Genomic DNA, 25,642 nt, shown 5'->3' on the forward strand with positions numbered 1-25,642 from the left:
GTGGGATCACGGTAGGATCACAGTAGGATTTATCCATGACTCTGGCGGTGATGACGGTGGGCAGGCTCCCGCCAGGCGGCTCCGGTCTGCCGGCGAAGCGCAAGGTGTCGATCACGCTGGACGCCGACCTGGTCGCCGAGCTGGAAGCCGCGGGGGAGAACCTCTCCGCCCAGGTGAACCTCGCCCTGCGCGGCGAGCTCGACCGCCGCCGGCGTCAGCGGGCCCTCGAGGCGCTCGTCGACCGCCTCGACGCCGAGGCTCCCGGGCGCGACCCGGCCGCGGACGAGGAGGAGACCGAGCGGTACATGCGCCTGCTCGGCGGGCCTTCGGCGTGAGGCTCGTGCTGGACGCGGAGGCGGTCAACGCACTGCTCCACCGTGACCATCACAGTCGTGGCCAGGTCCGTAACTCGATGCGGGCCGCCATCCGGCTGCAGCGCGACGTCGTGGTGCCCACCATCGTGCTGGCCGAGCTCTACCGCGGCGCGGGCCGCAGCGCCGCCGTGGACGCCCTGCTGGCCCGGGATGCCGACGCGCTGAGCCTGCGGGACACCGACCGGTCGATGGCCCGGCTTGCCGGCGCGGTGCTCGCCCAGGCCGGCCTCGGCTCCCGGTACCTCGCCGACGCCCACGCGGTGGCCGCGGCGGTGGAGGGCGGTGGCGGGGTGATCCTCACCGGTGACCCGGCCGACCTGGCCCGGCTCGCGGGCCCCTATCCGACCGTCGCCGTCGAGCCTCTCGCCAGCCCCGGTGGCCGCGGCAGGTCCTGACCGTGCCGGTCAGCCCGCGACCGGGCGTCGTACCCCCTGGGCGGGGTGGCCATGGTCCTTCAGGTGGCCTCTGGAGGCGCCGAGACGTCAGACCCCGTTCCACCGGACGATGACCGGGTGCCCGGCCCGTACGCCGCCTCGTGGAGCTCGCCGTAGACCCTCACCAGGTCGGGGAGCTGATAGTGGGCGTTGAGGCCGCTGGGGTTGGGCAGCAGCCACACGCCGGCCGGCCCGAGGCGCTCCGGCTGGCGGCCCACCTTCGCCGTCCTCCGACCGAAGCCGATCCGGTAGGCGGCGAGGCCCAGGAACGCGACCCAGTCGGGCCGGATCCGCTCGACCAGCGTGGTGAGTACCGGGACGCCCGCCCGCACCTCGTCGTCGTCGATCTCGTCCGCCCGCGCGGTGGCACGGTGCACCAGGTTCGTGATGCCGATGCCGCGGGCCCGCAGCTCGTCGGTCTCCGAGGGGTGCAGCCGGCGGGAGGTGAACCCGGCCAGATGCAGGACCGGCCAGAGACGGTTGCTCGGTGTCCCGAAGTGGAACCCGGTCGCCCCGGACTCCAGGGACGGGTTGATGCCGCACAGCAGCACCCGGGTCTCGGACCCGACCAGATCGGGGACGGTCGTGCCGTAGGCGGCCAGCAGCTCCGCGCGGCCGGGCCGGGTCGGGCGGCCGCGCGCATCGCGCGCATCGCGCAGGTCGGAGCCGGACCGGGCCGCGACCACCGGCCGGGCAGCCGCAGGCGGGGACGGCTGCGGGGAACTGGACACGGACACATCCTTCTCCACCATGGGTACAGGGCTCGACGGGACCCTCGAAACCCGCTGCACCCGGGCGTACGCGGCGGCCGGGGGCGGTTCGCGGGCGTTCGGCGCGAAGGATGTCCGGTGTTACCAGCCGGCATCGCTCATGGGCAGCACGGTGGAAACACGCCGGCAGCACACCTGCGGCACGCCGTGTGGGCGCCGGTCGCGCAGCGCGATGGGAAGACGCAGGCAGGCCGTCTGTTGCCGAGCGCGGGGTGTCGTGGTCGTCGGGTGATACCCCGTTCGACACTTGACGCGGGCGTGGAGTAATGTTGGCACCTGTGGCTGGAGCCCACGTGGCTCTGGCGTGTGTCCTGCGCCTAGATGTGGCGCCGTGGCGCCGGGAGTCGACCTTTCAGGTCAGGCACCCAGGCTGCCGTCGGTGACTGTCAGGTTCGAGCCGGCTGATGGTCGGGTGGGCGCGCTCCTTACCGGGACGGTTCGGATCTTTCGAGCAGTCCTGAAGGGCGCGACACGCCCGACCGCGTGGGTCGGAAGGAAGCGCTCCGGCGCCCTTTCCGCGCCGACCGGCGGGGCCGCACCGCGACACAGCAGGCAGACAGGCCGGCCATCCGGGATGGCTGCCGAGGAGTACGACGAGGCACGAAGGAACGGGAGCGGCGTTGCCCACGATCCAGCAGTTGGTCCGCAAGGGCCGGCAGGACAAGGTCGAGAAGACCAAGACCCCGGCACTCAAGGGGAGCCCGCAGCGTCGTGGCGTGTGCACCCGCGTCTACACGACCACGCCCAAGAAGCCGAACTCGGCGCTGCGCAAGGTCGCCCGCGTCCGGCTCAACAGCGGGATCGAGGTCACCGCCTACATCCCGGGTGTTGGCCACAACCTGCAGGAGCACTCGATCGTGCTGGTGCGTGGCGGCCGAGTGAAGGACCTCCCGGGCGTCCGCTACAAGATCGTCCGGGGCGCCCTCGACACGCAGGGCGTCCGTAACCGGAAGCAGGCTCGCAGCCGCTACGGCGCGAAGAAGGAGAAGGGCTGATGCCGCGCAAGGGGCCAGCACCCAAGCACGCCGTCGTCGTCGACCCGGTCTACGGCTCGCCGCTGGTGACCGCTCTGGTCAACAAGGTGCTGCTGAGCGGCAAGAAGTCGGTGGCGGAGCGCATCGTGTACGGCGCGCTCGAGGGCGCCAAGAACAAGACCGGCAACGACCCGGTCGTCACGCTCAAGCGTGCGTTGGACAACGTCAAGCCGACCCTCGAGGTGCGCCCCCGCCGTGTCGGTGGTGCCACCTACCAGGTGCCGGTCGAGGTCCGCGCGGGCCGCAGCACGACGCTGGCGCTGCGCTGGATCGTCGGGTACTCCCGTGGTCGTCGTGAGAAGACGATGACGGAGCGCCTGATGAACGAGCTGATCGATGCGAGCAACGGCCTCGGCGCGAGCGTGAAGCGCCGGGAGGACACCCACAAGATGGCGGAGTCCAACAAGGCCTTCGCCCACTACCGCTGGTAACTCATCATGGCTGCTGACGTACGTTCCGCCCTGGCTGCGACCCGCAACATCGGGATCATGRCCCACATCGACGCGGGCAAGACCACCACCACCGAGCGCATCCTCTTCTACACCGGTGTGAACTACAAGATCGGTGAAGTCCACGAGGGTGGCGCCACGATGGACTGGATGGAGCAGGAGCAGGAGCGGGGGATCACCATCACCTCCGCCGCCACCACCTGCTCCTGGCGCGATCACACCATCAACATCATCGACACTCCKGGCCACGTCGACTTCACCGTCGAGGTGGAGCGTTCGCTGCGCGTCCTCGACGGCGCGGTCGCGGTGTTCGACGCCGTCGCCGGTGTCGAGCCGCAGAGCGAGACGGTGTGGAAGCAGGCCGACCGCTACGACGTCCCGCGGATCGCGTTCGTCAACAAGATGGACCGGGTCGGCGCCGAGTTCCACCGCTGCGTCGACATGATGGTCGACCGGCTGGACGCGACGCCCGCCGTCATCCAGCTTCCCTGGGGTGTCGAGGCCGACTTCCGTGGCGTGATCGACCTGATCCGCATGAAGGGCCTGCTCTGGCACACGGAGGACAAGGGCGCCTCCTACGAGACGGTCGACATCCCCTCCGACCACGCCGAGGCCGCGCAGGAATGGCGGGAGAAGCTGGTCGAGACCGTCGCCGAGAACGACGACGACCTCATGGAGCTGTACCTGGAGGGCGTGGAGCCCACCGAGGAGCAGCTCATGGCGGCGCTGCGGCGGGCCACGGTGGCCAGCAAGGTCAACCCGGTGCTCTGCGGCTCGGCCTTCAAGAACAAGGGCGTTCAGCCCATGCTCGACGCGGTGGTCGACTTCCTCCCCTCGCCGACCGACATCGGCGCGGTCACCGGCCACGCGGTCGGCAACGAGGAGACCGAGGTCATCCGCGCGGCTGAAGAGGACGCGCCGTTCTCCGCACTTGCCTTCAAGATCATGTCGGACCCGTACGTCGGCAAGCTGACCTACATCCGGGTGTACTCCGGCRAGATCACCAGCGGTACCGCGGTGCTCAACTCCACCAAGGACCGCAAGGAGCGGATCGGCCGCATCCTGCAGATGCACGCCAACCACCGGGAGGACCGGGAAGGCGTGGGCGCGGGCCAGATCGTCGCCGTGGTGGGTCTGAAGAACACCACGACCGGCGACACGCTCTGCGACCCGAGCTCGCCGGTCATCCTCGAGTCGATGATCTTCCCTGCCCCGGTGATCGACGTCGCMATCGAGCCGAAGACCAAGGCTGACCAGCAGAAGCTGGGCACCGCGATCCAGCGGCTCACCGAAGAGGACCCGACCTTCCAGGTCCGCACCGACGAGGAGACCGGTCAGACGGTCATCGCCGGCATGGGTGAGCTGCACCTCGAGGTCTTCGTCGACCGGATGCGCYGGGAGTACGGCGTCGAGGCGAACGTCGGCAAGCCGCAGGTGGCCTACCGCGAGACCATCCGCCGCAAGGTGGAGAAGGTCGACTACACCCACAAGAAGCAGACGGGTGGCTCCGGCCAGTACGCTCGCGTGATCATCGACCTCGAGCCCTCCGGCGGCGACGGCGGCGGCTACGAGTTCCAGAACAAGGTGACGGGCGGGCGCATCCCCAAGGAGTTCATCCCCTCGGTGGATGCCGGCTGCCAGGAGGCCATGGAGTTCGGTGTCCTGGCCGGATACCAGCTGGTGGACGTCAAGGTCACCCTGCGGGACGGCCAGTTCCACGACGTGGACTCCTCCGAGCTCGCCTTCAAGATCGCCGGTTCGATGGCGTTCAAGGAGGCCGCGCGGAAGGCCGACCCGGTCATCCTCGAGCCGCTGATGTCGGTCGAGGTCACGACGCCCGAGGACCACATGGGTGACGTGATCGGCGACCTGAACTCGCGCCGCGGGCAGATCCAGGCGATGGACGAGCGGGGCGGTTCCCGCATCATCAGGGCCCTGGTGCCGCTGTCGGAGATGTTCGGGTACGTCGGTGACCTGCGGTCGAAGACCTCCGGTCGGGCGAGTTACTCGATGCAGTTCGACTCCTACGCCGAGGTTCCGCAGAACGTCGCCAAGGAGATCATCGCGAAGGCGCGAGGCGAGTAGTCAGGTCTCCCAGCGGGCCGGGGTGCCGGCACCACTGACGACAACGCCGGCCCAGTGACCACGACACAAGCACGACACCACCCGTCCTTGGAGGGACACCAGTGGCGAAGCAGAAGTTCGAGCGGACCAAGCCGCACGTCAACATCGGCACCATCGGTCACATCGACCATGGCAAGACGACGCTGACGGCAGCCATCACCAAGGTTCTGCACGACGCGCACCCGGACCTCAACCCCTTCACGCCGTTCGACCAGATCGACAAGGCGCCGGAGGAGAAGGCCCGCGGTATCACCATCTCGATCGCGCACGTCGAGTACCAGACCGACGCCCGGCACTACGCCCACGTCGACTGCCCCGGCCACGCGGACTACATCAAGAACATGATCACCGGTGCCGCGCAGATGGACGGCGCGATCCTGGTGGTCTCGGCGACCGACGGCCCGATGCCGCAGACGAAGGAGCACGTGCTCCTCGCCCGCCAGGTCGGCGTGCCCTACATCGTCGTCGCGCTCAACAAGGCCGACATGGTCGACGACGAGGAGATCCTCGAGCTCGTCGAGCTCGAGGTCCGGGAGCTCCTGAACACCTACGAGTTCCCCGGCGACGACGTCCCCGTGATCCGCGTTTCGGCGCTCAAGGCGCTGGAGGGCGACAAGGAGTGGGGCGCGAAGCTCCTCGAGCTCATGGCCGCGGTGGACGAGTCCATCCCCGAGCCCGAGCGTGACATCGACCGGCCGTTCCTCATGCCGATCGAGGACGTCTTCACGATCACCGGTCGTGGCACCGTCGTCACCGGTCGTATCGAGCGTGGAATCGTCAAGGTCAACGAGACCGTCGAGATCGTCGGTATCAAGCCGGAGACCACGACGACGACCGTGACCGGCGTCGAGATGTTCCGCAAGCTGCTCGACGAGGGTCAGGCCGGTGACAACGTCGGTCTGCTCCTGCGCGGCATCAAGCGCGAGGACGTCGAGCGCGGCCAGGTCATCGTCAAGCCGAAGTCGATCACCCCGCACACGGTGTTCGAGGCGCGCGTCTACATCCTCAACAAGGACGAGGGCGGCCGGCACACGCCGTTCTTCAAGAACTACCGGCCGCAGTTCTACTTCCGCACCACCGACGTGACCGGCGTCGTGACCCTCCCCGAGGGCACCGAGATGGTCATGCCGGGCGACAACACCGAGATGACGGTCGAGCTGATCCAGCCGATCGCCATGGAGGAGGGCCTGCGGTTCGCCATCCGTGAGGGTGGCCGGACCGTCGGTGCGGGCCAGGTTCTCAAGGTCATCAAGTAGTAGCCGCGGGCGGCGGGTGCCTCTCAGGGCCCGTCGCCCGCTGTTGCTGCCCGGCGGCACGTCGGGGCGCCTGGTGCGTCCCGGCCGGCGTGCGACCGGGAGTGGAGCAAGCTGCCCGGGGGCCCGCGATGTGCGTGCCGACGGGCGTCAGACAAGGCGGTACACCCGGCACGAACCCGGCCCCGCCGGGTCGCCCGTCCATGCGGCGGCGACCCGCGCCGCGGAGCTTGGAGAGGTCGACGGGGACCCGGTAGTAATACCGGCCGGACGAGACAGACAGGACAGGCGAAGCCCACCATGGCGGCACAGAAGATCCGCATCCGGCTCAAGGCCTATGACCACGAGGTCATCGACAGCTCGGCGCGGAAGATCGTCGAGACCGTGACGCGTACCGGTGCGCAGGTCGCGGGTCCGGTGCCGCTGCCGACGGAGAAGAACGTCTACTGCGTCATCCGGTCGCCGCACAAGTACAAGGACAGCCGCGAGCACTTCGAGATGCGGACGCACAAGCGGCTGATCGACATTCTTGACCCGACGCCGAAGACGGTCGACTCGCTGATGCGCCTCGACCTGCCCGCCGGCGTGGACATCGAGATCAAGCTGTAAGAGGGGCCGGCGCCAGTCATGCTCAACCGCAACTACAGAGGGCTCCTGGGCACCAAGCTCGGGATGACCCAGGTATGGGACGCGAACAACCGCGTCGTGCCGGTCACCGTCATTCAGGCCGGCCCCAACGTCGTGACCCAGGTCAAGACGCCCGACTCCGACGGCTATTCGGCCGTCCAGCTCGGCTACGGCGAGATCGACCCGCGGCGGATCAACAAGCCACTGCGTGGCCACTTCGAGACCTCGGGTGTCACCCCCCGGCGGCATCTGGTGGAGCTGCGTACCGCCGACGCCGGTAACTACCGCCCCGGCCAGCAGCTGACCGGTGAGGTGTTCGACGCCGGCCAGGTGGTCGACGTCACCGGTACCTCCAAGGGCAAGGGCTTCGCCGGTGTCATGAAGCGGCACGGCTTCAAGGGCCTGGGTGCCGGTCACGGTGTCGAGCGCAAGCACCGCTCCCCGGGTTCCGTCGGCGGCTGCGCCACTCCGGGACGGGTCTTCAAGGGCCTGCGGATGGCCGGCCGGATGGGGCACGACCGCGTGACCGTGGCCGGGCTGACCATCCACGCCGTCGACACCGAGCGTGGCTTCCTGCTGATCAAGGGTGCGATTCCCGGCCCCGACGGCGGTCTGGTCTTCGTTCGCAGCGCGGCCAAGCGCCCCGCTCCGGAGCCGGCCGCTCCGGTCGCGGCCACCGCGGCCGCCGGCACCGGTGAGGAGGCCTCGGCATGAGCCCGACGGCATCGATGACGAAGGAAGCCCCCGCCGAGGCGGATGCGCCCGTGGACCGCACGGTCCCGGTGCACGCCCCCGCGGGCGGCGACGCAGGCAGCGTCGAGCTGCCCGGCGCGGTGTTCGACGTGCCGGTGAACGTGCCGCTGATCCACCAGGTGGTCGTGGCGCAGCTCGCCGCGGCCCGGCAGGGCACGCACTCGACGAAGACCCGCGGCGAGGTCCGCGGCGGTGGGCGCAAGCCGTACCGCCAGAAGGGCACCGGCCGGGCTCGGCAGGGTTCGCTGCGTGCGCCGCAGTTCACCGGCGGTGGCATCGTCCACGGCCCGACGCCGCGCAACTACGACCAGCGGACACCCAAGAAGATGAAGGCCGCCGCGCTGCGCGGGGCCCTGTCGGACCGGGCCCGCAACGACCGRGTGCACGTGGTCTCGTCGCTGGTCGCCGGGGACGCCCCGTCGACGAAGTCGGCCGTGGCTGCGCTGACCAGCCTGGTCGCCGCGCGCCGTGTCCTGGTCGTGGCCTCCCGCTCGGACGAGTTGACCTGGCTCAGCCTGCGCAACGTGGCCGAGGTTCACCTGCTCGACCCGGGCCAGCTCAACACCTATGACGTGCTGGTGAGTGACGACGTGGTCTTCACCGAGGGTGCGCTCACCGCGTTCCTCGGCCGCGGCTCACGTCCGGCGGCCTCGGCTGGCACCTCGGCCAGCGAGGAGGAGGACAAGTGATCCCCGACCCGMGAGACATCATTCTCCGGCCGGTCGTCTCCGAGAAGAGCTACGGCCTGCTCGACGAGAACGTCTACACGTTCATCGTTCGCCCCGACGCGAACAAGACCCAGATCAAGCTCGCCGTGCAGAAGATCTTCAACGTGCGGGTCACCCGGGTCAACACGATCAACCGGGCGGGCAAGCGCAAGCGGACCAAGCACGGCTGGGGACACCGCTCGGCCACCAAGCGGGCGCTCGTCAGCCTCGCGCCCGGTGACAGCATTGAGATCTTCGGAGGCCCCGGTGCCTGACACCCGCGTGGGGCGTACCCGGGTGCCGCTCGGCCCGGCGTCGGATCGGAAGTAGAACATGGGTATTCGCAGGTACAAGCCGACGACGCCGGGGCGTCGTGGGTCGAGCGTCGCGGACTTCGTCGAGATCACCCGTGATCACCCGGAGAAGTCGCTCGTCCGCCCGCTGCACTCCAAGGGCGGTCGTAACGTCCACGGGCGGATCACGACCCGCCACCAGGGCGGCGGTCACAAGCGCGCCTACCGGATCATCGACTTCCGGCGGGACAAGGACGGTGTGCCGGCCAAGGTCGCGCACATCGAGTACGACCCGAACCGCACCGCGCGGATCGCTCTGCTGCACTACCTCGACGGCGAGAAGCGCTACATCCTCGCCCCGGTGAAGCTGCGCCAGGGCGACATGGTCAGCTCGGGCGTCGGCGCGGACATCAAGCCGGGCAACGCCCTGCCGCTGCGCAACATCCCGACCGGCACCGTGGTCCATGCCATCGAGCTGCGTCCCGGCGGCGGCGCCAAGATCGCTCGCAGCGCCGGCACCAGTGTGCAGCTCGTCGCCAAGGATGGTCCGTACGCGCAGCTCCGGATGCCCTCCGGCGAGATCCGCAACGTCGACGTGCGCTGCCGCGCCACCGTCGGCGAGGTCGGTAACGCCGAGCAGAGCAACATCAACTGGGGCAAGGCCGGCCGGATGCGCTGGAAGGGTCGGCGTCCCACCGTCCGTGGTGTCGCGATGAACCCGGTCGACCACCCGCACGGTGGTGGTGAGGGCAAGACCTCCGGTGGCCGCCACCCGGTCAACCCGAAGGGCCGCCCCGAGGGCCGGACCCGGCGTACCAAGAAGTCGAGCGACGCGCTGATCGTCCGGCGTCGCAAGCAGAACAGGCGGCGGTAGTAATGGCTCTGTTCGCCCGGCCGTCGGCCACCCTGACCCACCCCCACCACTGAGCAGGAAGGAGGAGACACAGCCATGCCACGCAGTCTTAAGAAGGGCCCGTTCGTCGACGACCACCTGCTCAAGAAGGTGGACGTTCAGAACGAGAAGGGCACCAAGCACGTCATCCGGACCTGGTCGCGTCGTTCGACCGTGATCCCCGACATGCTGGGTCACACCATCGCGGTGCACGACGGGCGCAAGCACGTCCCCGTGTTCATCACAGAGGGAATGGTCGGGCACAAGCTCGGCGAGTTCGCGCCCACGCGCACCTTCCGCGGGCACGTCAAGGAGGACCGGAGGTCACGCCGTGGCTGACGACCTCGTCGATGGCCTGACCCGCGCCGGCCTGCCCGGTGCCAGGGCGACCGCCCGGTACGTGCACACCTCACCGACGAAGGCCCGCCGGGTCATCGACCTGGTCCGTGGCCGGTCAGCCGGCGAGGCGCTCGACATCCTGCGGTTCGCGCCGCAGGCGGCGAGCACGGATGTCTACAAGGTCGTGGCGAGCGCGGTGGCCAACGCCGAGAACAACCACGATCTCGACCCGGCGACGCTGTGGATCGCATCCGCCTTCGTCGACGAGGGACCCACGCTCAAGCGCATCCGGCCCCGCGCCCAGGGCCGGGCGTACCGGATCCGCAAGCGCACCAGCCACATCACGATCGTGGTGGAGAGCCGGGAACCGGTCGCGACGGGCGCCGGCGCCAGGACGACTAGGAGGGCCCGGTAGTGGGGCAGAAGGTAAACCCGCACGGGTTCCGACTTGGCATCACGTCGGAGTTCACCTCCCGTTGGTACGCCGACAAGCAGTACAAGGCGTACGTCGGTGAGGACGTCAAGATCCGCAAGATGATGTCCAAGGGCATGGAGCGGGCCGGCATCAGCCGGGTCGACATCGAGCGCACCCAGGGCCGGCTGAGGGTGGACATCCACACCGCCCGCCCGGGCATCGTGATCGGCCGGCGTGGCGCCGAGGCCGACCGCATCCGCGGTGACCTCGAGAAGCTCACCGGCAAGCAGGTGCAGCTCAACATCCTCGAGGTGAAGAACCCCGAGGTCGACGCGCAGCTCGTGGCGCAGGGTGTCGCCGAGCAGCTCTCCAGCCGGGTCAGCTTCCGCCGCGCGATGCGCAAGGCCATGCAGTCGGCGATGAAGAGCGGCGCCAAGGGCATCCGGGTCCAGTGCTCGGGTCGTCTCGGTGGTGCCGAGATGAGCCGGTCGGAGTTCTACCGCGAGGGCCGGGTGCCGCTGCACACGCTGCGCGCGGACATCGACTACGGCTTCTACGAGGCCCGGACGAACTTCGGTCGCATCGGCGTGAAGGTCTGGATCTACAAGGGCGACATCGTCCAGAGCCGCGCGGAGCGGGAGGCCCAGGAGGCGCTCCTGCGCCAGCAGCGCCGGGAACGGCCGCGACGCGGGCCGCGCTCGGGTTCCTCGGGCACCACGCAGGGCGGAACGGACGCGGGCCGCGCGGCGGCTCGTGCCGGCGACCGGCGCGGTCGCGGTGGTAGCGGTGGCGCCGGCGGTGGCGGTGGCGGTGCGGAGAAGGCCGCGGCTGACAAGGCCACAGCCGAGACCACGCCGGCCAGCACTGCGCCGGCTGAGACCGCCGCGCCTGCCGCGCCCGAAGCGACGTCGGCCCCGGCGGTCACCGAGACCCAGGGCACGCCGGAGAAGGCGGAGGGTTAGGAAACATGCTTATTCCCCGGAAGGTCGCGCACCGCAAGCAGCACCACCCCAAGCGGGCGGGCGCTGCCAAGGGCGGCACCAGGATCGCCTTCGGCGAATACGCGATCCAGGCCCTGGAGCCGGCCTACGTGACGAACCGGCAGATCGAGTCGGCGCGTATCGCGATGACCCGGCACATCCGGCGTGGTGGAAAGGTCTGGATCAACATCTACCCGGACCGTCCGCTCACCAAGAAGCCCGCTGAGACCCGGATGGGTTCCGGTAAGGGCTCCCCGGAGTGGTGGGTTGCGAACGTGAAGCCCGGACGCATCATGTTCGAGCTTTCCGGTGTGGCCGAGCCCGTCGCCCGCGAGGCGATGCGCCGCGCCATCCACAAGCTGCCGATGAAGTGCCGTTTCGTGACCCGTGAGGGTGGTGCCTGATGGCTGTCACGACTGCGGACGACCTGCGCGCGCTGTCCAGCACCGAGCTGGTGGACAAGCTGCGGGAGGCCAAGGAGGAGCTGTTCAACCTCCGTTTCCAGGGCGCGACCGGGCAGCTGCGCAACAACCGGCGGCTGCGTGACGTCCGCCGGGACATCGCCCGGATCTACACGGTCATGCGCGAGCGCGAGCTCGGCCTGAGCGATGACCCGGCCGTCGCGGCGGATGCCGCCGGTTCGGACGCGTGAGTGCAGTGAGCGGAGACGAAGTGAGCGACACCAGCACGGACAGCACGACCACCACCGCTGCCGCGGACGCGTCCACCGAGCGCGGCTTCCGCAAGGTGCGCGAGGGGCTGGTCATCAGCGAGAAGATGCAGAAGACGGTCGTCGTCGCGGTGGAGGACCGGGTCCAGCACCCGCTCTACGGCAAGACGATCCGCCGCACCAAGCGGGTCAAGGCGCACGACGAGAGCGGCAACGTGGGCGTCGGTGACCGCGTCCTGCTGATGGAGACCCGGCCGTTGTCGGCCACCAAGCGCTGGCGGGTCGTCCAGGTCCTCGAGAAGGCGAAGTAGGTCCTTCGGGACCTCGGGGGCTCGCGAGCTGCGGGCCCCCGGCCGGCCGGGCGCGGTGACCTCGCGGTCGTCACCGGCGGCAGGGGAGAGAGCCGGCCGGCGGCGGTCGGACGGCAACGGGTGATCAGGAGCAGAAAGTGATTCAGCAGGAGTCGCGACTTCGGGTCGCCGACAACACCGGAGCCAGGGAAATTCTGTGCATCCGCGTGCTCGGCGGCTCTGGGCGTCGTTACGCGGGGATCGGCGACATCATCGTCGGAACGGTGAAGGACGCCCTGCCCGGCGCCGGCGTGAAGCGCGGCGACGTGGTCAAGGCGGTCGTGGTGCGCACCACCAAGGAGCGGCGGCGCCCGGACGGCTCCTACATCCGGTTCGACGAGAACGCGGCGGTCCTCATCCGCGATGGCGGAGACCCCCGCGGTACCCGCATCTTCGGCCCGGTCGGCCGTGAGCTGCGGGACAAGCGTTTCATGAAGATCATTTCGCTGGCGCCGGAGGTGCTGTAGACCGTGGCCGGTATGAAGATCAAGAAGGGCGACACGGTCCAGATCGTCACAGGTAAGGACCGTGGCCTGAAGGGCAAGGTCATCCGGGCCATCCCCGACCAGAACAAGGTCGTGGTCGAGGGCGCGAACCGGGTCACCCGGCACACCCGCGTCCAGCAGAGCCAGCGCGGCTCGCAGTCCGGCGGGATCGTCACCCAGGAGGCGCCGATCCACGTCAGCAACGTGATGATCGTCGATCCGTCTGACGGCCGGCCGACCCGCATCGGCTACCGCTTCAACGAGGACGGCACCAAGGTCCGGATCTCGCGCCGCACCGGTGCCGAGCTCTAGGCCCCCGGCGCAAGGCTAGGAAACGAGACAATGAGTGTGACCACGGAAGCCCGGCCGGTCCCTCGGCTGAAGCAGCGGTACCGCGCCGAGATCGCCCCGGCGTTGCGGGAGGAGTTCTCCTACGGCAACGTCATGCAGATCCCCGGTGTGGTGAAGGTCGTCGTCAACATGGGCGTCGGCGACGCCGCCCGGGACGCGAAGCTGATCGACGGTGCCACCCGCGACCTGGCGGCCATCACCGGCCAGAAGCCCGCGGTGCGGCGAGCCAAGAAGTCGATCGCCCAGTTCAAGCTGCGCGAGGGCCAGCCCATCGGGGCGAAGGTGACTCTGCGTGGCGACCGCATGTGGGAGTTCCTCGACCGGCTGGTCTCGATCGCGTTGCCCCGCATCCGTGACTTCCGCGGACTGTCGCCGAAGCAGTTCGACGGCGCGGGGAACTACACGTTCGGTGTGACCGAGCAGTCGATCTTCCACGAGATCGACATCGACAGGATCGACCGGGTCCGGGGCATGGACATCACGGTCGTCACGACCGCGACCAACGACGACGAGGGCCGGGCGCTGCTGAGGGCGCTGGGCTTCCCGTTCCGGGAGAGCTGAGAGATGGCGAAGAAGGCGCTGGTCGAGAAGGCCGCCCGTAAGCCGAAGTACGCCGTGCGCGGCTACACCCGCTGCCAGCGGTGTGGCCGTCCGCGCTCGGTGTACCGCGTGTTCGGACTGTGCCGGGTGTGCCTGCGGCAGATGGCCCACCGCGGCGAACTGCCTGGCGTGACAAAGAGCTCCTGGTAGTCCCGGAGCTCCTGGTAGTACCCACACGATCGCGGTAGGCCCGCGTGCCCCCTGGGGTGCGAGGAGCGGGAACCGCCGTGAGAAAGGCGCCAAGCCATGACGATGACCGATCCGATCGCGGACATGCTCACCCGTGTCCGCAACGCCAACCGGGCTTATCACGACCGGGTGGTGATGCCGCACAGCAAGATCAAGACCCACATCGCCGAGATCCTCCAGCAGGAGGGCTACATCCTCGGCTGGCACGTCGAGGACCCCGCCGAAGGCGCGGTCGGCCGTTCGCTGATCGTCGACCTGAAGTACGGCCCGAACCGGGAGCGTTCCATCGCGGGCGTGAAGCGGATCAGCAAGCCCGGTCTGCGCGTCTACGCGAAGTCGACGGGTCTGCCGAAGGTCCTTGGCGGCCTGGGCGTCGCGATCATCTCCACCTCGTCGGGGCTGCTGACCGACAGGCAGGCCGGCAAGCGGGGCGTGGGCGGAGAAGTCCTCGCCTACGTCTGGTAAGGAAGGCGCAACGATGTCACGGATCGGGCGCCAGCCCATCAGTGTTCCCAGCGGCGTCGAGGTCAGCCTCGACGGCCTGACGGTGACGGTCAAGGGGCCCAAGGGCACCCTCAGCCACACCGTCGTGGAGCCGATCGAGGTCGCCCGCGAGGACGGTCAGATCGTCGTCAGCCGGCCGAACGACGAGCGGCGCAGCCGCTCGCTGCACGGCCTCACCCGCACCCTGGTCTCCAACATGGTCGTCGGGGTCACCAACGGATACTCGAAGACCCTGGAGATCGTCGGGGTCGGTTACCGTGTCCAGGCCCGGGGCTCGGACCTGGAGTTCGCACTCGGCTACAGCCACCCGGTCCCCGTGAAGGCTCCCGAGGGCATCCGGTTCGAGGTGCAGACCCCGACCCGCTTCGTCGTGCACGGCATCGACAAGCAGCAGGTCGGCGAGGTCGCAGCCAAGATCCGCGGACTGCGCAAGCCCGACCCGTACAAGGGCAAGGGCGTGCGGTACCAGGGCGAGGTCGTTCGCCGCAAGGTCGGGAAGACCGGGAAGTAGGTAGACAGACATGGCAGTGAGCCTCAGCGCCAGCGCGCGCCGGCRGACGGCCAAGCTCCGCCGCCACGTTCGCGTGCGCAAGAAGGTGGCGGGAACGCCGACCCGGCCGCGTCTCGTCGTCACCCGGTCCTCGCGGCACATCTACGCCCAGGTCATCGACGACGTCGCCGGCCACACCCTGGCCTCCGCGTCCACGCTGGAGGTCGACCTGCGTGCCTCCGACGGGGACAAGAGTGCCAAGGCCCGCGAGGTCGGCCGCATCGTCGCGGAGCGTGCCCGCGCCGCCGGTGTCGACGCCGTGGTCTTCGACCGTGGCGGTCGCACCTACCACGGCCGTATCGCCGCTCTGGCGGACGCGGCCCGCGAGGGCGGGCTGAACTTCTGATGACCACAGTTACTAGGGAGATGTTCTAGATGCCAGGCCAGCAGCGCCGCGGAGGCGGCTCCGGCGGTTCCGACCGCCGCGAGCGCCGCGACCGTTCGGGCGGTGGCCCGGCGCAGGAGAAGACCGCTTACGTCGAGCGGGTCGTCGCCATCAACCGCGTGGCGAAGGTCGTCAAGGGCGGTCGCCGCTTCAGCTTCACGGCGCTCGTCGTCGTGGGTGACGCGGACGGCACCGTCGGTGTCGGCTACGGCAAGGCCAAAGAGGTCCCGGCGGCGATCGCCAAGGGCGTCGAAGAGGCCAAGAAGCACTTCTTCAAGGTGCCGCGCATCGGCTCCACCATCCCGCACCCGGTGCAGGGTGAGGATGCCGCCGGTGTCGTGCTCCTCAAGCCTGCCTCGCCCGGTACCGGCGTCATCGCCGGTGGTCCGGTGCGCGCGGTGCTGGAGTGCGCCGGAGTGCACGACGTCCTGTCGAAGTCCCTCGGGTCGTCCAACCCGATCAACATCGTGCATGCCACTGTGGCGGCGCTGCGCGGGCTGATGCGGCCGGAGGAGATCGCGGCCCGTCGCGGTCTGCCGCTGGAGGACGTCGCTCCGCCGGCCATGCTGCGCGCGCGGGCGGCCGGGGTCGGTGCGTGATGGCCAAGCTGCGCATCACCCAGGTCCGCTCCGAGATCGGCGGCACCCGCAACCAGCGCGAGACGCTGCGGACGCTGGGTCTGCGCCGCATCAACGGCAGCACCGTCCGTGAGGATCGTCCCGAGGTGCGTGGGATGATCGCGACCGTGACCCATCTCGTGCGGGTCGAGGAGGTGGACTCCTGATGGCCGAGAAGACGCTGGAGAAGGCGGACTCCGCCACCGCGCAGGAGCCCCGCGACCGCGGGCTGAAGGTCCACCACCTTCGCCCCGCGCCGGGTGCCCACAAGAAGAAGCAGCGCGTGGGCCGCGGTGAGGGCTCCAAGGGCAAGACGGCGGGGCGTGGCACCAAGGGCTCCAAGGCCCGCAAGCAGGTGCCGATCCGCTTCGAGGGCGGCCAGATGCCGCTGCACATGCGGGTCCCCAAGCTCAAGGGGTTCCGTAACCGGTTCCGCACCGAGTACCAGGTGGTGAACGTCGCCACTCTCGGCGAGCTGTTCCCGGACGGCGGCGCCGTCGGCGTCGACGACCTGGTGGCCGCCGGCGCTGTCCGGTCGAAGGCTCTGGTCAAGGTGCTCGGCGACGGTGAGATCGGCGTGGCGGTCCAGGTGACCGCACATGCCTTCTCCGGTTCGGCGAAGCAGAAGATCGAGGCTGCCGGAGGCACCGTCACCCAGGCATGACCGCTCGCCTCGGGACGGGCGTGACCACGCCCGTCCCGAGGCGTTTGCTTTGTGTCGGTGGGCATCCGGCCGGGTACCGGTGGACACCTGTCGTCGCCGAGTTCAGCCGTGGTTGCTGGCACCTGTGCGGGACGTCTGACACTCTGGGGGTGGTCCGTCCGAACGCCGGCGGTGCCACCCCGCCGCTCCAGCTGCCCGGTACACCAGTGCCTACCGCGCGTGATGTCCGGACGAGTAAGCCTCAGGTGCTGTTAGAGTCGCCTCACCGCGTACGGTCCGGCTTCGAGGGCCGGCGGGGATCCGTACCAAACACCGCGCCTGTCCCGTCAGCCGTATGGATCAGCAGGAGGAGTCGTGCTCACCGCCTTCACGCGGGCCTTCCGCACGCCCGACCTGCGGAAGAAACTGCTCTTCACCCTGGGCGTGGTCGTCCTGTTCCGCCTGGGCAGCGTCATGCCGTCGCCCGGCGTCTCCACGGCGGCGGTGAACGCGTGTCTCGACTCGGCGAGTGAGGACAGCAACAACGTCTACTCGCTGATCAACCTCTTCAGCGGTGGCGCGCTCCTGCAGCTGTCGGTGTTCGCGCTCGGCATCATGCCGTACATCACGTCGAGCATCATCATCCAGCTTCTCGTGGTGGTCATCCCGCGACTGGAACAGCTGAAGAAGGAAGGTAGTGCGGGTGAGCAGAAGCTCACTCAGTACACCCGATATCTGACGATCGCACTGGGAGTCCTGCAGGCCACCGGCATCGTCGCTCTTGCGCGCAGTGGCCGGCTCTTTCCCGGCTGCACCGCCCCGATTATCCCGGACACGAGCCTCTTCCGGATCACCACCATCGTGATCACGATGACCGCGGGGACCGCCGTCATCATGTGGATGGGTGAGCTGATCACGGCTCGGGGTGTCGGTAACGGCATGTCRCTGCTGATCTTCACCTCGATCGCGGCTCAGCTCCCCTCGCAGGGCGGCCGCATCCTGCAGGTCGCCGGCGGCGTCGTCTTCAGCCTGGTGATCCTGCTGGGCCTGGCGATCCTGGTGTTCGTCATCTTCGTCGAGCAGTCGCAGCGCCGTATCCCGGTCCAGTACGCCAAGCGGCTCATCGGGCGCCGGATGTACGGCGGGACGTCCACCTATCTGCCGATCAAGGTGAACCAGGCCGGCATCATCCCGGTCATCTTCGCCTCGTCACTGCTCCAGCTCCCGCAGCTGCTGGGCCAGGTGTGGAGCAACGCGACATTCCAGGACTTCGAACAGCGCTATCTCTCCCGAGGTGACCACCCGCTCTATCTGGCGGCCTACTTCGCGCTGATCATCTTCTTCACGTACTTCTATGTCGCGATCACCTTCAACCCGACGGAGGTGGCCGACAACATGAAGAAGTACGGCGGGTTCATCCCGGGGATCCGGCCCGGCCGTCCCACGGCCGAGTACCTGGACCACGTGCTGTCCCGCATCACCCTCCCTGGCTCGTTGTTCCTGGGGGTCATCACGGTGTTGCCGTTGGCGCTTCTCAACCTGACCAAGGACCAGCCCTTCCCGTTTGCTGGTACATCGGTGCTGATCATGGTGGGAGTGGGGCTGGAGACCGTGAAACAGATTGAAAGCCAGCTCATGCTGCGCAACTACGAAGGTTTCCTCCGGTAGTGCGCCTCGTACTGGTCGGACCGCCCGGAGCAGGTAAGGGGACGCAGGCCGCCTTCATCGCCCAGGCGCGGTCCATTCCGAAGATCTCCACTGGTGACATCTTCCGGGCAAACGTCCGCGAAGGCACCGAGTTGGGCGTCAAGGCGAAAACCTACATGGACGCCGGTGACCTCGTTCCCGACGAGATAACCATCGGCATGGTGCGCAACCGGCTCGCCGAGGACGACGCGGTCAAGGGCTTCCTGCTCGACGGCTTCCCGCGTAACGTCCCGCAGGCGGAAGTACTCGGCGGCATGCTCGACGCGTTGAGTACGCGGCTGGATGTCGTGCTCGAGCTGGTCGTGGATGACGACGAGGTGGTTCGCCGGCTCTCCGGCCGCCGGACCTGTCGCAGCTGTGGCCACATCTGGCACCTCGACTTCGATCCGCCGCGCGTCGAGGACGTCTGCGACCGCTGTACGGGCGAGCTGTTCCAGCGTGACGACGACCGCTCCGAGACCGTCCGCCACCGTCTGGAGGTGTACGCGGAGCAGACCTCTCCGCTCGTCGCCTACTACGCGGCCAAGGGCATCCTCATCGGTATCGACGCCACCGGGCCGGTGGACAACGTGACCGACCGGGCGCTGGACGCGCTGCGCCACTACGGCGACTGAGGCCCGGGCAGCGGGCGGCCGGGCGACGGGCGCTCGAGCCGGTTGCTGAGCTCCCCTGTCGGCACGAGGCGCCGCGTGGCCTCCCCTGGACGAGAGTCGTTCCAGGAGGCGGGTGGGCGGGCAGGTGTTCATCGACCCTGCGTCGGGCAGCTATCGTCGACGGGGCAGAAGTGCCCTGGGCTCGGTGTTCCGGACGCGTGCCCCTGTCCGGTGACCACACCGGGCACCTGCGCGGGCGAAAACTACTGAGGACGGGACCGAACCAGCGTGGCACGTCGAGAGCACGTCCAGATCAAGACGGCAGCTGAGATCGCCAGGATGCGGGTGGCCGGGCTGCTCGTTGCGAAGACCCTGGCCAAGCTGCGGGAGGCGGTCGCGCCCGGCGTGACCACTGCGGACCTGGACGCGCTTGCGGAGAAGACGATCCGCGATGATGGCGGCATTCCGTCCTTCAAGGGCTACGCCCACCCTCCGTACCCCGCGTCGATCTGCAGCTCGGTGAACAACGAGGTGGTGCACGCGATCCCCAGCCGGCAACGGGTGCTGCGTGAGGGCGACATCATCTCCATCGACTGCGGAGCGATCGTCGAGGGCTGGCACGGCGACGCCGCGATCACCGTCCCGGTGGGCGAGGTCCCACAGGAGGTCCTCGACATGCTGAGGGTCTGTGACGAGGCACTGTGGCGTGGTCTGGCAGCGGCCCAGCTCGGTGGCCGGCTGACGGACATCAGCAACGCGGTGGAGCGGCACATCACGCCGCACGGCTACGGCATCGTCGATCACTACGGAGGCCACGGGATCGGCTCCGAGATGCACCAGCCTCCGCACGTGTTGAACTACGGGCGGCCTGGCCGCGGCCTGAAGCTGGTCGAGGGCGTCGCACTCGCCATCGAGCCGATGATCACTCTGGGCTCGGCGGAGACGGTCGTGCTTGCGGACGAATGGACGGTCGCGACGAAGGACGGCTCGCTCGCCGCCCACACCGAGCACTCGGTGGCCGTGACTCCGCGCGGTCCCTGGGTCCTCACCGAGCCGGATGGCGGCGTCGCGCGGTTTGCCGAGCTCGGAGTGGTCTGCGGGCAGCCCGCGGACGCGCCGACCGCCCCGTGAGGACGCATGGTGTGAGGATGGGCCAGGCCCCTGTTGGCCCTTGACGGAGCCGGCACGTACACTCATGAGTTGACGGTCTCCAGCGTCGTCGGGTGTCGCCGTTGAGGCGATGATCCAGCGCGGTGGTGTTGCGTGAGCGCCCTTTCCGGGCGCGGTGGGTGTCTGCCCTGCGCGTCCGGGCCGTCATCCCAGCGTCGACGTCAGGACAGCGGAGGACATGCCGAAGAAGGACGGGGCCATCGAGATCGAGGGCCGAGTGGTGGAGCCGCTCCCGAACGCCATGTTCCGGGTGGAGCTCACGAACGGTCATCGAGTACTCGCCCACATCAGTGGCAAGATGCGTCAGCACTACATCCGGATCCTCCCCGAGGACCGCGTGGTGGTGGAGCTCTCGCCCTACGACCTGTCCCGCGGTCGCATCGTCTACCGCTACAAGTAATCGTCATTTCATCAGCGAGCGCGGCCCACGGCTGCGTGTGGAGGTTCGTGCGGCCGTGAAGGTCAAGCCGAGCGTGAAGAAGATCTGCGACAAGTGCAAGGTGATCCGCCGTCACGGGCGTGTCATGGTCATCTGCGACAACCTGCGTCACAAGCAGCGCCAGGGCTGATGACGGGTGGCGGGCTGTAGCCCGCCGCCGCCCGGCGGGCCGATGGTCCGCCGTCAGGAGCGACGCCAGACCGCGTCCAGCGGTTCCACCCCCGGTCGGAGGCCGGGGCCTCGTCTGTTATCGGGTCGACGTCCGCCGTGAGGGCGGGCTCGTCGCCGGGCAGGGCGGGGGCGGCGTCGTCCGAGACCTCCGGATGCAGGAAGGAACCACCGTTTCATGGCACGCCTGTCCGGCGTAGACCTTCCCCGCGAGAAGCGGGTCGAGATCGCGCTGACCTACATCTTCGGGATCGGCCGCAGCCGCTCTCGGGACACCCTCGCCGCCACCGGCGTCAACCCCGACACCCGGGTCCGTGACCTCAGCGACGAAGAGGTCCAGAAGCTCCGGGAGTGGATCGACGCCAACTACCGCGTCGAGGGCGATCTCAACCGCGAGATCAAGCAGGACATTCGCCGCAAGATGGAGATCGGCTGCTACCAGGGTCTCCGTCACCGCCGCAACCTTCCGGTCCACGGCCAGCGCACGCACACCAACGCGCGCACCCGCAAGGGCCCGCGCCGTRCCATCGCCGGGAAGAAGAAGGCCGGCAAGAAGTAGTCATCGGCTCGGCCCGGGCCACGCGYACCCGGGCGCCGACCGCTGACCGACGACCTCACAGACGGAGACCACGGGTTTATGCCTCCCAAGACACGCACTGYCGGCGTCAAGAAGGTCCGGCGCAAAGAAAAGAAGAACATCGCCCACGGGCACGCTCACATCAAGAGCACGTTCAACAACACGATCGTCTCGATCACGGACCCGAGCGGGAACGTGATCTCCTGGGCCTCGGCCGGGCACGTCGGCTTCAAGGGCTCCCGCAAGTCGACCCCGTACGCCGCGCAGATGGCCGCCGAGAACGCGGCCCGCAAGGCGCAGGAGCACGGGATGCGCAAGGTCGATGTCTTCGTCAAGGGCCCCGGCTCCGGTCGGGAGACGGCGATCCGCTCGCTGCAGGCCGCCGGCCTCGAGGTCGGCGCCATCCAGGACGTCACGCCCACCCCGCACAACGGCTGCCGCCCGCCGAAGCGTCGCCGGGTCTGAAGTCCGCGCCAGGGATACGAGAGAGAAGGACTAGCATGGCCCGTTACACCGGCGCGGACTGCAAGCGTTGCCGCCGCGAGAAGACGAAGCTGTTCCTCAAGGGCAGCAAGTGCGAGACCCCGAAGTGCCCGATCGAGATCCGGCCCTACCCGCCGGGCGARCACGGCCGGGGCCGCACGAAGGACTCCGAGTACCTGCTGCAGAAGCGCGAGAAGCAGAAGTGCGCGCGTATCTACGGCATCCTCGAGAAGCAGTTCCGGGGCTACTACGACGAGGCGAACCGCCGCGCCGGCAAGACCGGTGACGAGCTGCTGAAGATCCTTGAGTCGCGCCTGGACAACGTGGTCTACCGGGGTGGCTTCGCGCCGTCCCGGGACGCCGCCCGCCAGGCGGTCCGGCACGGTCACGTGCAGGTCAACGGCCGCAAGGTCGACATCCCGAGCTACCGGGTCACCGAGAACGACATCGTTGAGATCGCGCCGAAGTCGCGCGAGCTCACCCCGTTCATCGWGGCCCGCGAGACCGCGGGGACCGGCCGTACCGTTCCGCCGTGGATCGAGGCGATCCCCAGCCAGATGCGCCTGCTCGTCCACTCGCTGCCCGCTCGCCAGGTGATCGACACCCAGGTGCAGGAGCAGTTGATCGTCGAGCTCTACTCGAAGTAGTCGTTGCCCGGCTGCCGGCCACGCCGGCCGGCAGCCGGTTTCACCAGCGGCGCGCCGGGCCGGATCGTGGCTCGGCGTACTGTTGGGGGGTACAGGGATGGACGGATGTCCCTGTGCCGGCCCCGCGTTCCGGGGCATTCACGGCGTCATATGGCGGTCGCCGTGTGCGGAAGGAAGATCTCATGCTGATCGCTCAGCGTCCCACCCTCGCCGAGGACCCGATCACCGAGTTCCGGTCGCGTTTCGTGATCGAGCCGCTCGAGCCGGGCTTCGGCTACACCCTCGGCAACTCGCTGCGCCGCACCCTGCTGTCGTCGATTCCGGGCGCGGCCGTGACGAGCATCCGGGTGGACGGCGTCCTCCACGAGTTCTCCACGGTCCCCGGGGTCAAGGAGGACGTGACCGACCTGATCCTGAACCTCAAGGAACTGGTCGTCAGCTCCGACAACGACGAGCCGACCGTGATGTACCTGCGCAAGCAGGGCCCCGGTGAGGTCACCGCGGCGGACATCGCACCCCCGGCCGGCGTCGAGGTGCACAACCCCGACCTGCACCTCGCGACCCTCAACGACAAGGGCAAGCTCGAGATCGAGCTGACCGTCGAGCGGGGCCGCGGCTACGTGAGCGCCGCGCAGAACAAGCAGCCCGGCCAGGAGATCGGCCGCATCCCGATCGACTCCATCTACTCGCCGGTGCTGAAGGTGACCTACAAGGTCGAGGCGACCCGTGTCGAGCAGCGGACGGACTTCGACCGGCTGATCGTCGATGTCGAGACGAAGCAGTCGATCTCGCCACGGGACGCGATGGCCAGCGCGGGCAAGACCCTCGTCGGCCTGTTCGGCCTGGCCCAGGAGCTCAACGCCGAGGCTGAGGGCGTCGACATCGGCCCGTCCGCGGCGGACGCAGCCCTGGCCGCCGACCTGGCGCTGCCGATCGAGGAGATGGACCTGACCGTCCGCTCCTACAACTGCCTCAAGCGCGAGGGCATCCACACCATCGGTGAGCTGGTGTCCCGCAGCGAGGCTGATCTGCTCGACATCCGTAACTTCGGGCAGAAGTCGATCGACGAGGTCAAGACCAAGCTGGGTGCCATGGGCCTTCAGCTCAAGGACTCCCCGCCCGGGTTCGACCCGCGTCAGGCGGTCGACACCTATGGCACCGACACGTACAACCCGTCGTTCTCCGACCCGTCCGACGACGGTCGCGAGTTCGTCGAGACCGAACAGTACTGATCCGACCGTGTGGCCCGGGCCCCCGGATGACCGGGGGCCCGAGGCGCACGTCCACCGGGGGCCCAGCCGTGCTTCCCGGCAGCGCCCGGAGAACAGCGAGAGGAACGAGGAGCACCCATCATGCCCACGCCAACCAAGGGCGCCCGGCTCGGCGGCAGCCCCGCACATGAGCGGCTGCTGCTGGCCAACCTCGCCACCGCGCTGTTCGAGCACGGTGGCATCACGACCACCGAGGCGAAGGCGCGCCGGCTGCGCCCCTACGCCGAGCGCCTGGTCACCCACGCGAAGCGTGGTGACCTGCACGCGCGGCGGAGGGTGATGCGGGTCGTCCGGAACAACTCGGTCGTGCACACGCTCTTCACCGAGATCGGGCCGCGGTACGCGGACCGTAGCGGTGGTTACACGCGCATCGTGAAGCTCGGCCCGCGCCGCGGCGACGCCGCTCCGATGGCCCGCATCGAGCTCGTCGAGGCGCTGACCGTCGGCCAGTCGGCTGTCGCCGAGGCCGAGCGTGCCCGCGGGACGCGGTTCGCCGCCCGCAAGGCGCCGACCGGCGCCACGGCAGAGGCCGCTGACGACCTCCGCAAGGAGTCGCCGACGGCTGCCGGGGTTGCCGCCGAGGCCGAGGCCGCGAAGGCCGCCGACGCCACCAGCGTCGAGGCCGTGAGCAACGAGAACGAGACCGGCGCCGAGACCAAGCCGGAGAGCTGAGCGGTTCCGACTGTCGTGGCGGCCTGGTTCGTGGCCGGCTGCGGAGTCGGTGCCTCTGATCGACCAGGAGCCCGTCGCCCGTGGTGGGGCGGCGGGCTCCTGCGTGTGTGCCCGGAGTTCGTCACGATGGTCCGGGTAGATCCCCCTGTAGGACGAGGGTCCAGGTAGGTCCCCGCGGGGGACGAGGGCCGTGCCGGGCGTCAGGGCTCCGGGACTGCCGTGTTGCGGTGTGGGAGGTCCTGATGGCTGGCCAGATGGCAGTGGTGACCCCGACAGCCCCGATCGAGGGACTGCTCCGCCTGCGACTGGATCTGTCCTACGACGGCACCCCGTTTGCCGGGTGGGCCCGTCAGCCAGGGCAGCGCACGGTCCAGGGCGACGTCGAGGACGCGCTGATGAGGGTGGCCCGGCTGCCGGCGGTGCGCCTCACCGTGGCCGGCCGCACCGACTCGGGCGTGCACGCCATCGGTCAGGTGGCGCATGTCGATCTTCCTGCTGGTACCCCGGTCGGCGGGCTGGCCCGCCGGCTCAACGGGGTGCTCGACCGCGCTGTCCGCGTCACCGGCCTCGCCCCCGCCCCGGCCGGCTTCGACGCGCGCTTCTCGGCGCTGTCCCGCCGGTACGTCTACCGGATCACAGATGCGCCCTACGGCGCGGACCCGCTGCGCCGTTTCGACACGCTGGCCTCCCCGCGCCCGCTGGACACCGCCGCGATGGCGGAGGCCGCGCTGCTGCTGCTCGGGGAGCACGACTTCGCCGCCTTCTGCCGTCGGCGCGAGGGCGCCACGACGGTACGGACACTGCTGCGCCTGGACGTCTCCCGCAGCGCCAACGGCGTGATCCTGGCCGACGTCGAGGCTGACGCGTTCTGCCATTCGATGGTGCGCGCCCTGGTAGGCGCGCTTGTAGCGGTGGGGGAGGGACGCCAGCGACCGGAATGGGCGGCCGGTGTGCTCGGCCGCGGTGTGCGCGATCCTGCCGTCACCGTGCTCCCCGCGCACGGCCTGACGCTCGTCGAGGTCCGCTACCCACCTGACGCGCTGCTGGCCGCACGCGCCCGGGTGACCCGGGCGGTACGAGTCCCGACGACCTCCTCCGGCTGACCGGACGGCACGCCGGGGAGCCCT

At 69.2% G+C, this 25,642-nt stretch carries 39 protein-coding genes; 38 read left to right on the forward strand and 1 reads right to left on the reverse strand.

Translation table 11 applies throughout. The features are described 5' to 3' along the window. The first annotated feature begins 35 nt into the window (after positions 1–35). Together CC117_RS12425 and CC117_RS12430 are read left to right on the forward strand one after the other, a co-directional pair. On the forward strand, positions 36–335 hold the full coding sequence (locus CC117_RS12425) for a type II toxin-antitoxin system CcdA family antitoxin (protein WP_018638479.1): 300 nt from the start codon (positions 36–38) through the stop codon (positions 333–335). Next, positions 332–769 carry a PIN domain-containing protein gene (locus tag CC117_RS12430; RefSeq protein ID WP_071083865.1) on the forward strand — a complete coding sequence of 146 codons (438 nt, stop codon included), beginning with the start codon at positions 332–334 and terminating at the stop codon, positions 767–769. The genes CC117_RS12425 and CC117_RS12430 overlap by 4 nt, the downstream gene beginning before the upstream one ends. Before the next feature lie 59 nt (positions 770–828). Here the strand turns inward: CC117_RS12430 and mug are convergent, their stop codons facing one another. Then, the gene (gene mug, locus CC117_RS12435) at positions 829–1,560 is read right to left on the reverse strand and encodes a G/U mismatch-specific DNA glycosylase (RefSeq protein ID WP_071083866.1); all 732 of its coding nucleotides are present in this window, start codon (positions 1,558–1,560) and stop codon (positions 829–831) included. 638 nt (positions 1,561–2,198) lie between these two features. On the opposite strand from mug, the gene rpsL reads away from it, so the two are divergent. The 36 genes from rpsL (at position 2,199) to truA (ending at position 25,618) form a co-directional block, all read left to right on the forward strand. Continuing rightward, a complete protein-coding gene (gene rpsL, locus CC117_RS12440) occupies positions 2,199–2,573 on the forward strand; it encodes a 30S ribosomal protein S12 (RefSeq protein WP_009740532.1) in 375 nt (124 codons plus the stop codon). After that, complete coding sequence (rpsG, locus tag CC117_RS12445; RefSeq protein ID WP_018638476.1) at positions 2,573–3,043, forward strand: 30S ribosomal protein S7; 471 nt, start codon at positions 2,573–2,575, stop codon at positions 3,041–3,043. Before rpsL ends, rpsG begins: the two co-directional genes overlap by 1 nt. Before the next feature lie 6 nt (positions 3,044–3,049). Continuing rightward, positions 3,050–5,146 (forward strand): elongation factor G, encoded by a 2,097-nt coding sequence (gene fusA, locus CC117_RS12450; RefSeq protein ID WP_071083867.1) that lies wholly within the window; start codon positions 3,050–3,052, stop codon positions 5,144–5,146. A 101-nt stretch (positions 5,147–5,247) separates the two neighbouring features. Further along, the gene (gene tuf / locus CC117_RS12455) at positions 5,248–6,441 is read left to right on the forward strand and encodes an elongation factor Tu (protein ID WP_071083868.1); all 1,194 of its coding nucleotides are present in this window, start codon (positions 5,248–5,250) and stop codon (positions 6,439–6,441) included. Positions 6,442–6,738: 297 nt separating this feature from the next. Beyond that, entirely contained in the window at positions 6,739–7,047 is a 309-nt protein-coding gene (rpsJ, locus tag CC117_RS12460; protein ID WP_006539131.1) for a 30S ribosomal protein S10, read from the forward strand. An 18-nt stretch (positions 7,048–7,065) separates the two neighbouring features. Beyond that, entirely contained in the window at positions 7,066–7,779 is a 714-nt protein-coding gene (gene rplC / locus CC117_RS12465) for a 50S ribosomal protein L3 (protein ID WP_018638474.1), read from the forward strand. Further along, positions 7,776–8,507 carry a 50S ribosomal protein L4 gene (gene rplD / locus CC117_RS12470; protein ID WP_071083869.1) on the forward strand — a complete coding sequence of 244 codons (732 nt, stop codon included), beginning with the start codon at positions 7,776–7,778 and terminating at the stop codon, positions 8,505–8,507. Before rplC ends, rplD begins: the two co-directional genes overlap by 4 nt. Then, positions 8,504–8,800, forward strand: coding sequence for a 50S ribosomal protein L23 (gene rplW / locus CC117_RS12475; RefSeq protein WP_018505130.1), 297 nt, complete (start codon positions 8,504–8,506; stop codon positions 8,798–8,800). Before rplD ends, rplW begins: the two co-directional genes overlap by 4 nt. A gap of 58 nt (positions 8,801–8,858) precedes the next feature. Further along, a complete protein-coding gene (gene rplB, locus CC117_RS12480) occupies positions 8,859–9,692 on the forward strand; it encodes a 50S ribosomal protein L2 (RefSeq protein ID WP_018638472.1) in 834 nt (277 codons plus the stop codon). Between the two features lie 75 nt (positions 9,693–9,767). After that, positions 9,768–10,049, forward strand: a complete 282-nt coding sequence (gene rpsS / locus CC117_RS12485; protein WP_018505128.1) for a 30S ribosomal protein S19 — start codon at positions 9,768–9,770, stop codon at positions 10,047–10,049. After that, entirely contained in the window at positions 10,042–10,464 is a 423-nt protein-coding gene (gene rplV / locus CC117_RS12490; protein WP_071083870.1) for a 50S ribosomal protein L22, read from the forward strand. The genes rpsS and rplV overlap by 8 nt, the downstream gene beginning before the upstream one ends. Then, complete coding sequence (gene rpsC, locus CC117_RS12495; protein WP_071083871.1) at positions 10,464–11,426, forward strand: 30S ribosomal protein S3; 963 nt, start codon at positions 10,464–10,466, stop codon at positions 11,424–11,426. The genes rplV and rpsC overlap by 1 nt, the downstream gene beginning before the upstream one ends. Positions 11,427–11,431: 5 nt before the next feature. Further along, positions 11,432–11,848 (forward strand): 50S ribosomal protein L16, encoded by a 417-nt coding sequence (gene rplP, locus CC117_RS12500; RefSeq protein WP_018638469.1) that lies wholly within the window; start codon positions 11,432–11,434, stop codon positions 11,846–11,848. Next, on the forward strand, positions 11,848–12,096 hold the full coding sequence (rpmC, locus tag CC117_RS12505) for a 50S ribosomal protein L29 (RefSeq protein ID WP_018638468.1): 249 nt from the start codon (positions 11,848–11,850) through the stop codon (positions 12,094–12,096). The genes rplP and rpmC overlap by 1 nt, the downstream gene beginning before the upstream one ends. A 20-nt stretch (positions 12,097–12,116) precedes the next feature. Beyond that, positions 12,117–12,425 carry a 30S ribosomal protein S17 gene (gene rpsQ, locus CC117_RS12510; protein ID WP_018638467.1) on the forward strand — a complete coding sequence of 103 codons (309 nt, stop codon included), beginning with the start codon at positions 12,117–12,119 and terminating at the stop codon, positions 12,423–12,425. Between the two features lie 137 nt (positions 12,426–12,562). Continuing rightward, positions 12,563–12,931 carry a 50S ribosomal protein L14 gene (gene rplN, locus CC117_RS12515; protein WP_006539142.1) on the forward strand — a complete coding sequence of 123 codons (369 nt, stop codon included), beginning with the start codon at positions 12,563–12,565 and terminating at the stop codon, positions 12,929–12,931. Between the two features lie 12 nt (positions 12,932–12,943). Next, the gene (gene rplX, locus CC117_RS12520) at positions 12,944–13,261 is read left to right on the forward strand and encodes a 50S ribosomal protein L24 (protein ID WP_026311263.1); all 318 of its coding nucleotides are present in this window, start codon (positions 12,944–12,946) and stop codon (positions 13,259–13,261) included. Positions 13,262–13,291: 30 nt separating this feature from the next. Then, on the forward strand, positions 13,292–13,861 hold the full coding sequence (gene rplE / locus CC117_RS12525) for a 50S ribosomal protein L5 (RefSeq protein WP_071083872.1): 570 nt from the start codon (positions 13,292–13,294) through the stop codon (positions 13,859–13,861). Positions 13,862–13,864: 3 nt separating this feature from the next. Beyond that, positions 13,865–14,050 carry a type Z 30S ribosomal protein S14 gene (locus tag CC117_RS12530; protein ID WP_006539145.1) on the forward strand — a complete coding sequence of 62 codons (186 nt, stop codon included), beginning with the start codon at positions 13,865–13,867 and terminating at the stop codon, positions 14,048–14,050. Between the two features lie 96 nt (positions 14,051–14,146). Continuing rightward, entirely contained in the window at positions 14,147–14,554 is a 408-nt protein-coding gene (gene rpsH, locus CC117_RS12535) for a 30S ribosomal protein S8 (RefSeq protein ID WP_018638464.1), read from the forward strand. Positions 14,555–14,567: 13 nt separating this feature from the next. Then, on the forward strand, positions 14,568–15,104 hold the full coding sequence (gene rplF / locus CC117_RS12540; RefSeq protein WP_018638463.1) for a 50S ribosomal protein L6: 537 nt from the start codon (positions 14,568–14,570) through the stop codon (positions 15,102–15,104). Between the two features lie 10 nt (positions 15,105–15,114). Further along, positions 15,115–15,489, forward strand: a complete 375-nt coding sequence (rplR, locus tag CC117_RS12545; protein WP_071083873.1) for a 50S ribosomal protein L18 — start codon at positions 15,115–15,117, stop codon at positions 15,487–15,489. Between the two features lie 29 nt (positions 15,490–15,518). Further along, positions 15,519–16,127 carry a 30S ribosomal protein S5 gene (rpsE, locus tag CC117_RS12550; RefSeq protein WP_006539149.1) on the forward strand — a complete coding sequence of 203 codons (609 nt, stop codon included), beginning with the start codon at positions 15,519–15,521 and terminating at the stop codon, positions 16,125–16,127. After that, positions 16,127–16,312: a 50S ribosomal protein L30 gene (gene rpmD / locus CC117_RS12555; protein ID WP_071083874.1), complete on the forward strand. Its 186-nt coding sequence runs from the start codon at positions 16,127–16,129 to the stop codon at positions 16,310–16,312. Before rpsE ends, rpmD begins: the two co-directional genes overlap by 1 nt. Then, positions 16,312–16,809 (forward strand): 50S ribosomal protein L15, encoded by a 498-nt coding sequence (gene rplO, locus CC117_RS12560; RefSeq protein WP_071083875.1) that lies wholly within the window; start codon positions 16,312–16,314, stop codon positions 16,807–16,809. The genes rpmD and rplO overlap by 1 nt, the downstream gene beginning before the upstream one ends. A 354-nt stretch (positions 16,810–17,163) precedes the next feature. Further along, positions 17,164–18,456: a preprotein translocase subunit SecY gene (gene secY / locus CC117_RS12565; protein WP_071083876.1), complete on the forward strand. Its 1,293-nt coding sequence runs from the start codon at positions 17,164–17,166 to the stop codon at positions 18,454–18,456. Beyond that, entirely contained in the window at positions 18,456–19,109 is a 654-nt protein-coding gene (locus tag CC117_RS12570; protein WP_071083877.1) for an adenylate kinase, read from the forward strand. Before secY ends, CC117_RS12570 begins: the two co-directional genes overlap by 1 nt. Before the next feature lie 267 nt (positions 19,110–19,376). Next, positions 19,377–20,219, forward strand: a complete 843-nt coding sequence (gene map, locus CC117_RS12575) for a type I methionyl aminopeptidase (protein WP_071083878.1) — start codon at positions 19,377–19,379, stop codon at positions 20,217–20,219. A gap of 217 nt (positions 20,220–20,436) precedes the next feature. Further along, positions 20,437–20,658, forward strand: a complete 222-nt coding sequence (gene infA / locus CC117_RS12580) for a translation initiation factor IF-1 (RefSeq protein WP_071083879.1) — start codon at positions 20,437–20,439, stop codon at positions 20,656–20,658. A 55-nt stretch (positions 20,659–20,713) separates the two neighbouring features. Beyond that, positions 20,714–20,827 carry a 50S ribosomal protein L36 gene (rpmJ, locus tag CC117_RS12585; RefSeq protein ID WP_003956441.1) on the forward strand — a complete coding sequence of 38 codons (114 nt, stop codon included), beginning with the start codon at positions 20,714–20,716 and terminating at the stop codon, positions 20,825–20,827. A 216-nt stretch (positions 20,828–21,043) separates the two neighbouring features. Further along, positions 21,044–21,424: a 30S ribosomal protein S13 gene (gene rpsM, locus CC117_RS12590; RefSeq protein ID WP_071083880.1), complete on the forward strand. Its 381-nt coding sequence runs from the start codon at positions 21,044–21,046 to the stop codon at positions 21,422–21,424. Positions 21,425–21,502: 78 nt separating this feature from the next. Next, entirely contained in the window at positions 21,503–21,907 is a 405-nt protein-coding gene (gene rpsK, locus CC117_RS12595; RefSeq protein WP_071083881.1) for a 30S ribosomal protein S11, read from the forward strand. A gap of 35 nt (positions 21,908–21,942) precedes the next feature. Further along, entirely contained in the window at positions 21,943–22,572 is a 630-nt protein-coding gene (gene rpsD, locus CC117_RS12600) for a 30S ribosomal protein S4 (protein WP_071083882.1), read from the forward strand. A 182-nt stretch (positions 22,573–22,754) separates the two neighbouring features. Next, the gene (locus CC117_RS12605) at positions 22,755–23,804 is read left to right on the forward strand and encodes a DNA-directed RNA polymerase subunit alpha (RefSeq protein WP_071083883.1); all 1,050 of its coding nucleotides are present in this window, start codon (positions 22,755–22,757) and stop codon (positions 23,802–23,804) included. Between the two features lie 120 nt (positions 23,805–23,924). Continuing rightward, on the forward strand, positions 23,925–24,515 hold the full coding sequence (gene rplQ, locus CC117_RS12610; protein WP_071083884.1) for a 50S ribosomal protein L17: 591 nt from the start codon (positions 23,925–23,927) through the stop codon (positions 24,513–24,515). 242 nt (positions 24,516–24,757) lie between these two features. Continuing rightward, complete coding sequence (truA, locus tag CC117_RS12615; protein WP_241830048.1) at positions 24,758–25,618, forward strand: tRNA pseudouridine(38-40) synthase TruA; 861 nt, start codon at positions 24,758–24,760, stop codon at positions 25,616–25,618. Positions 25,619–25,642 lie beyond the last annotated feature (24 nt).

This window comes from Parafrankia colletiae, assembly GCF_001854655.1.
Lineage (GTDB): Bacteria > Actinomycetota > Actinomycetes > Frankiales > Frankiaceae > Parafrankia > Parafrankia colletiae.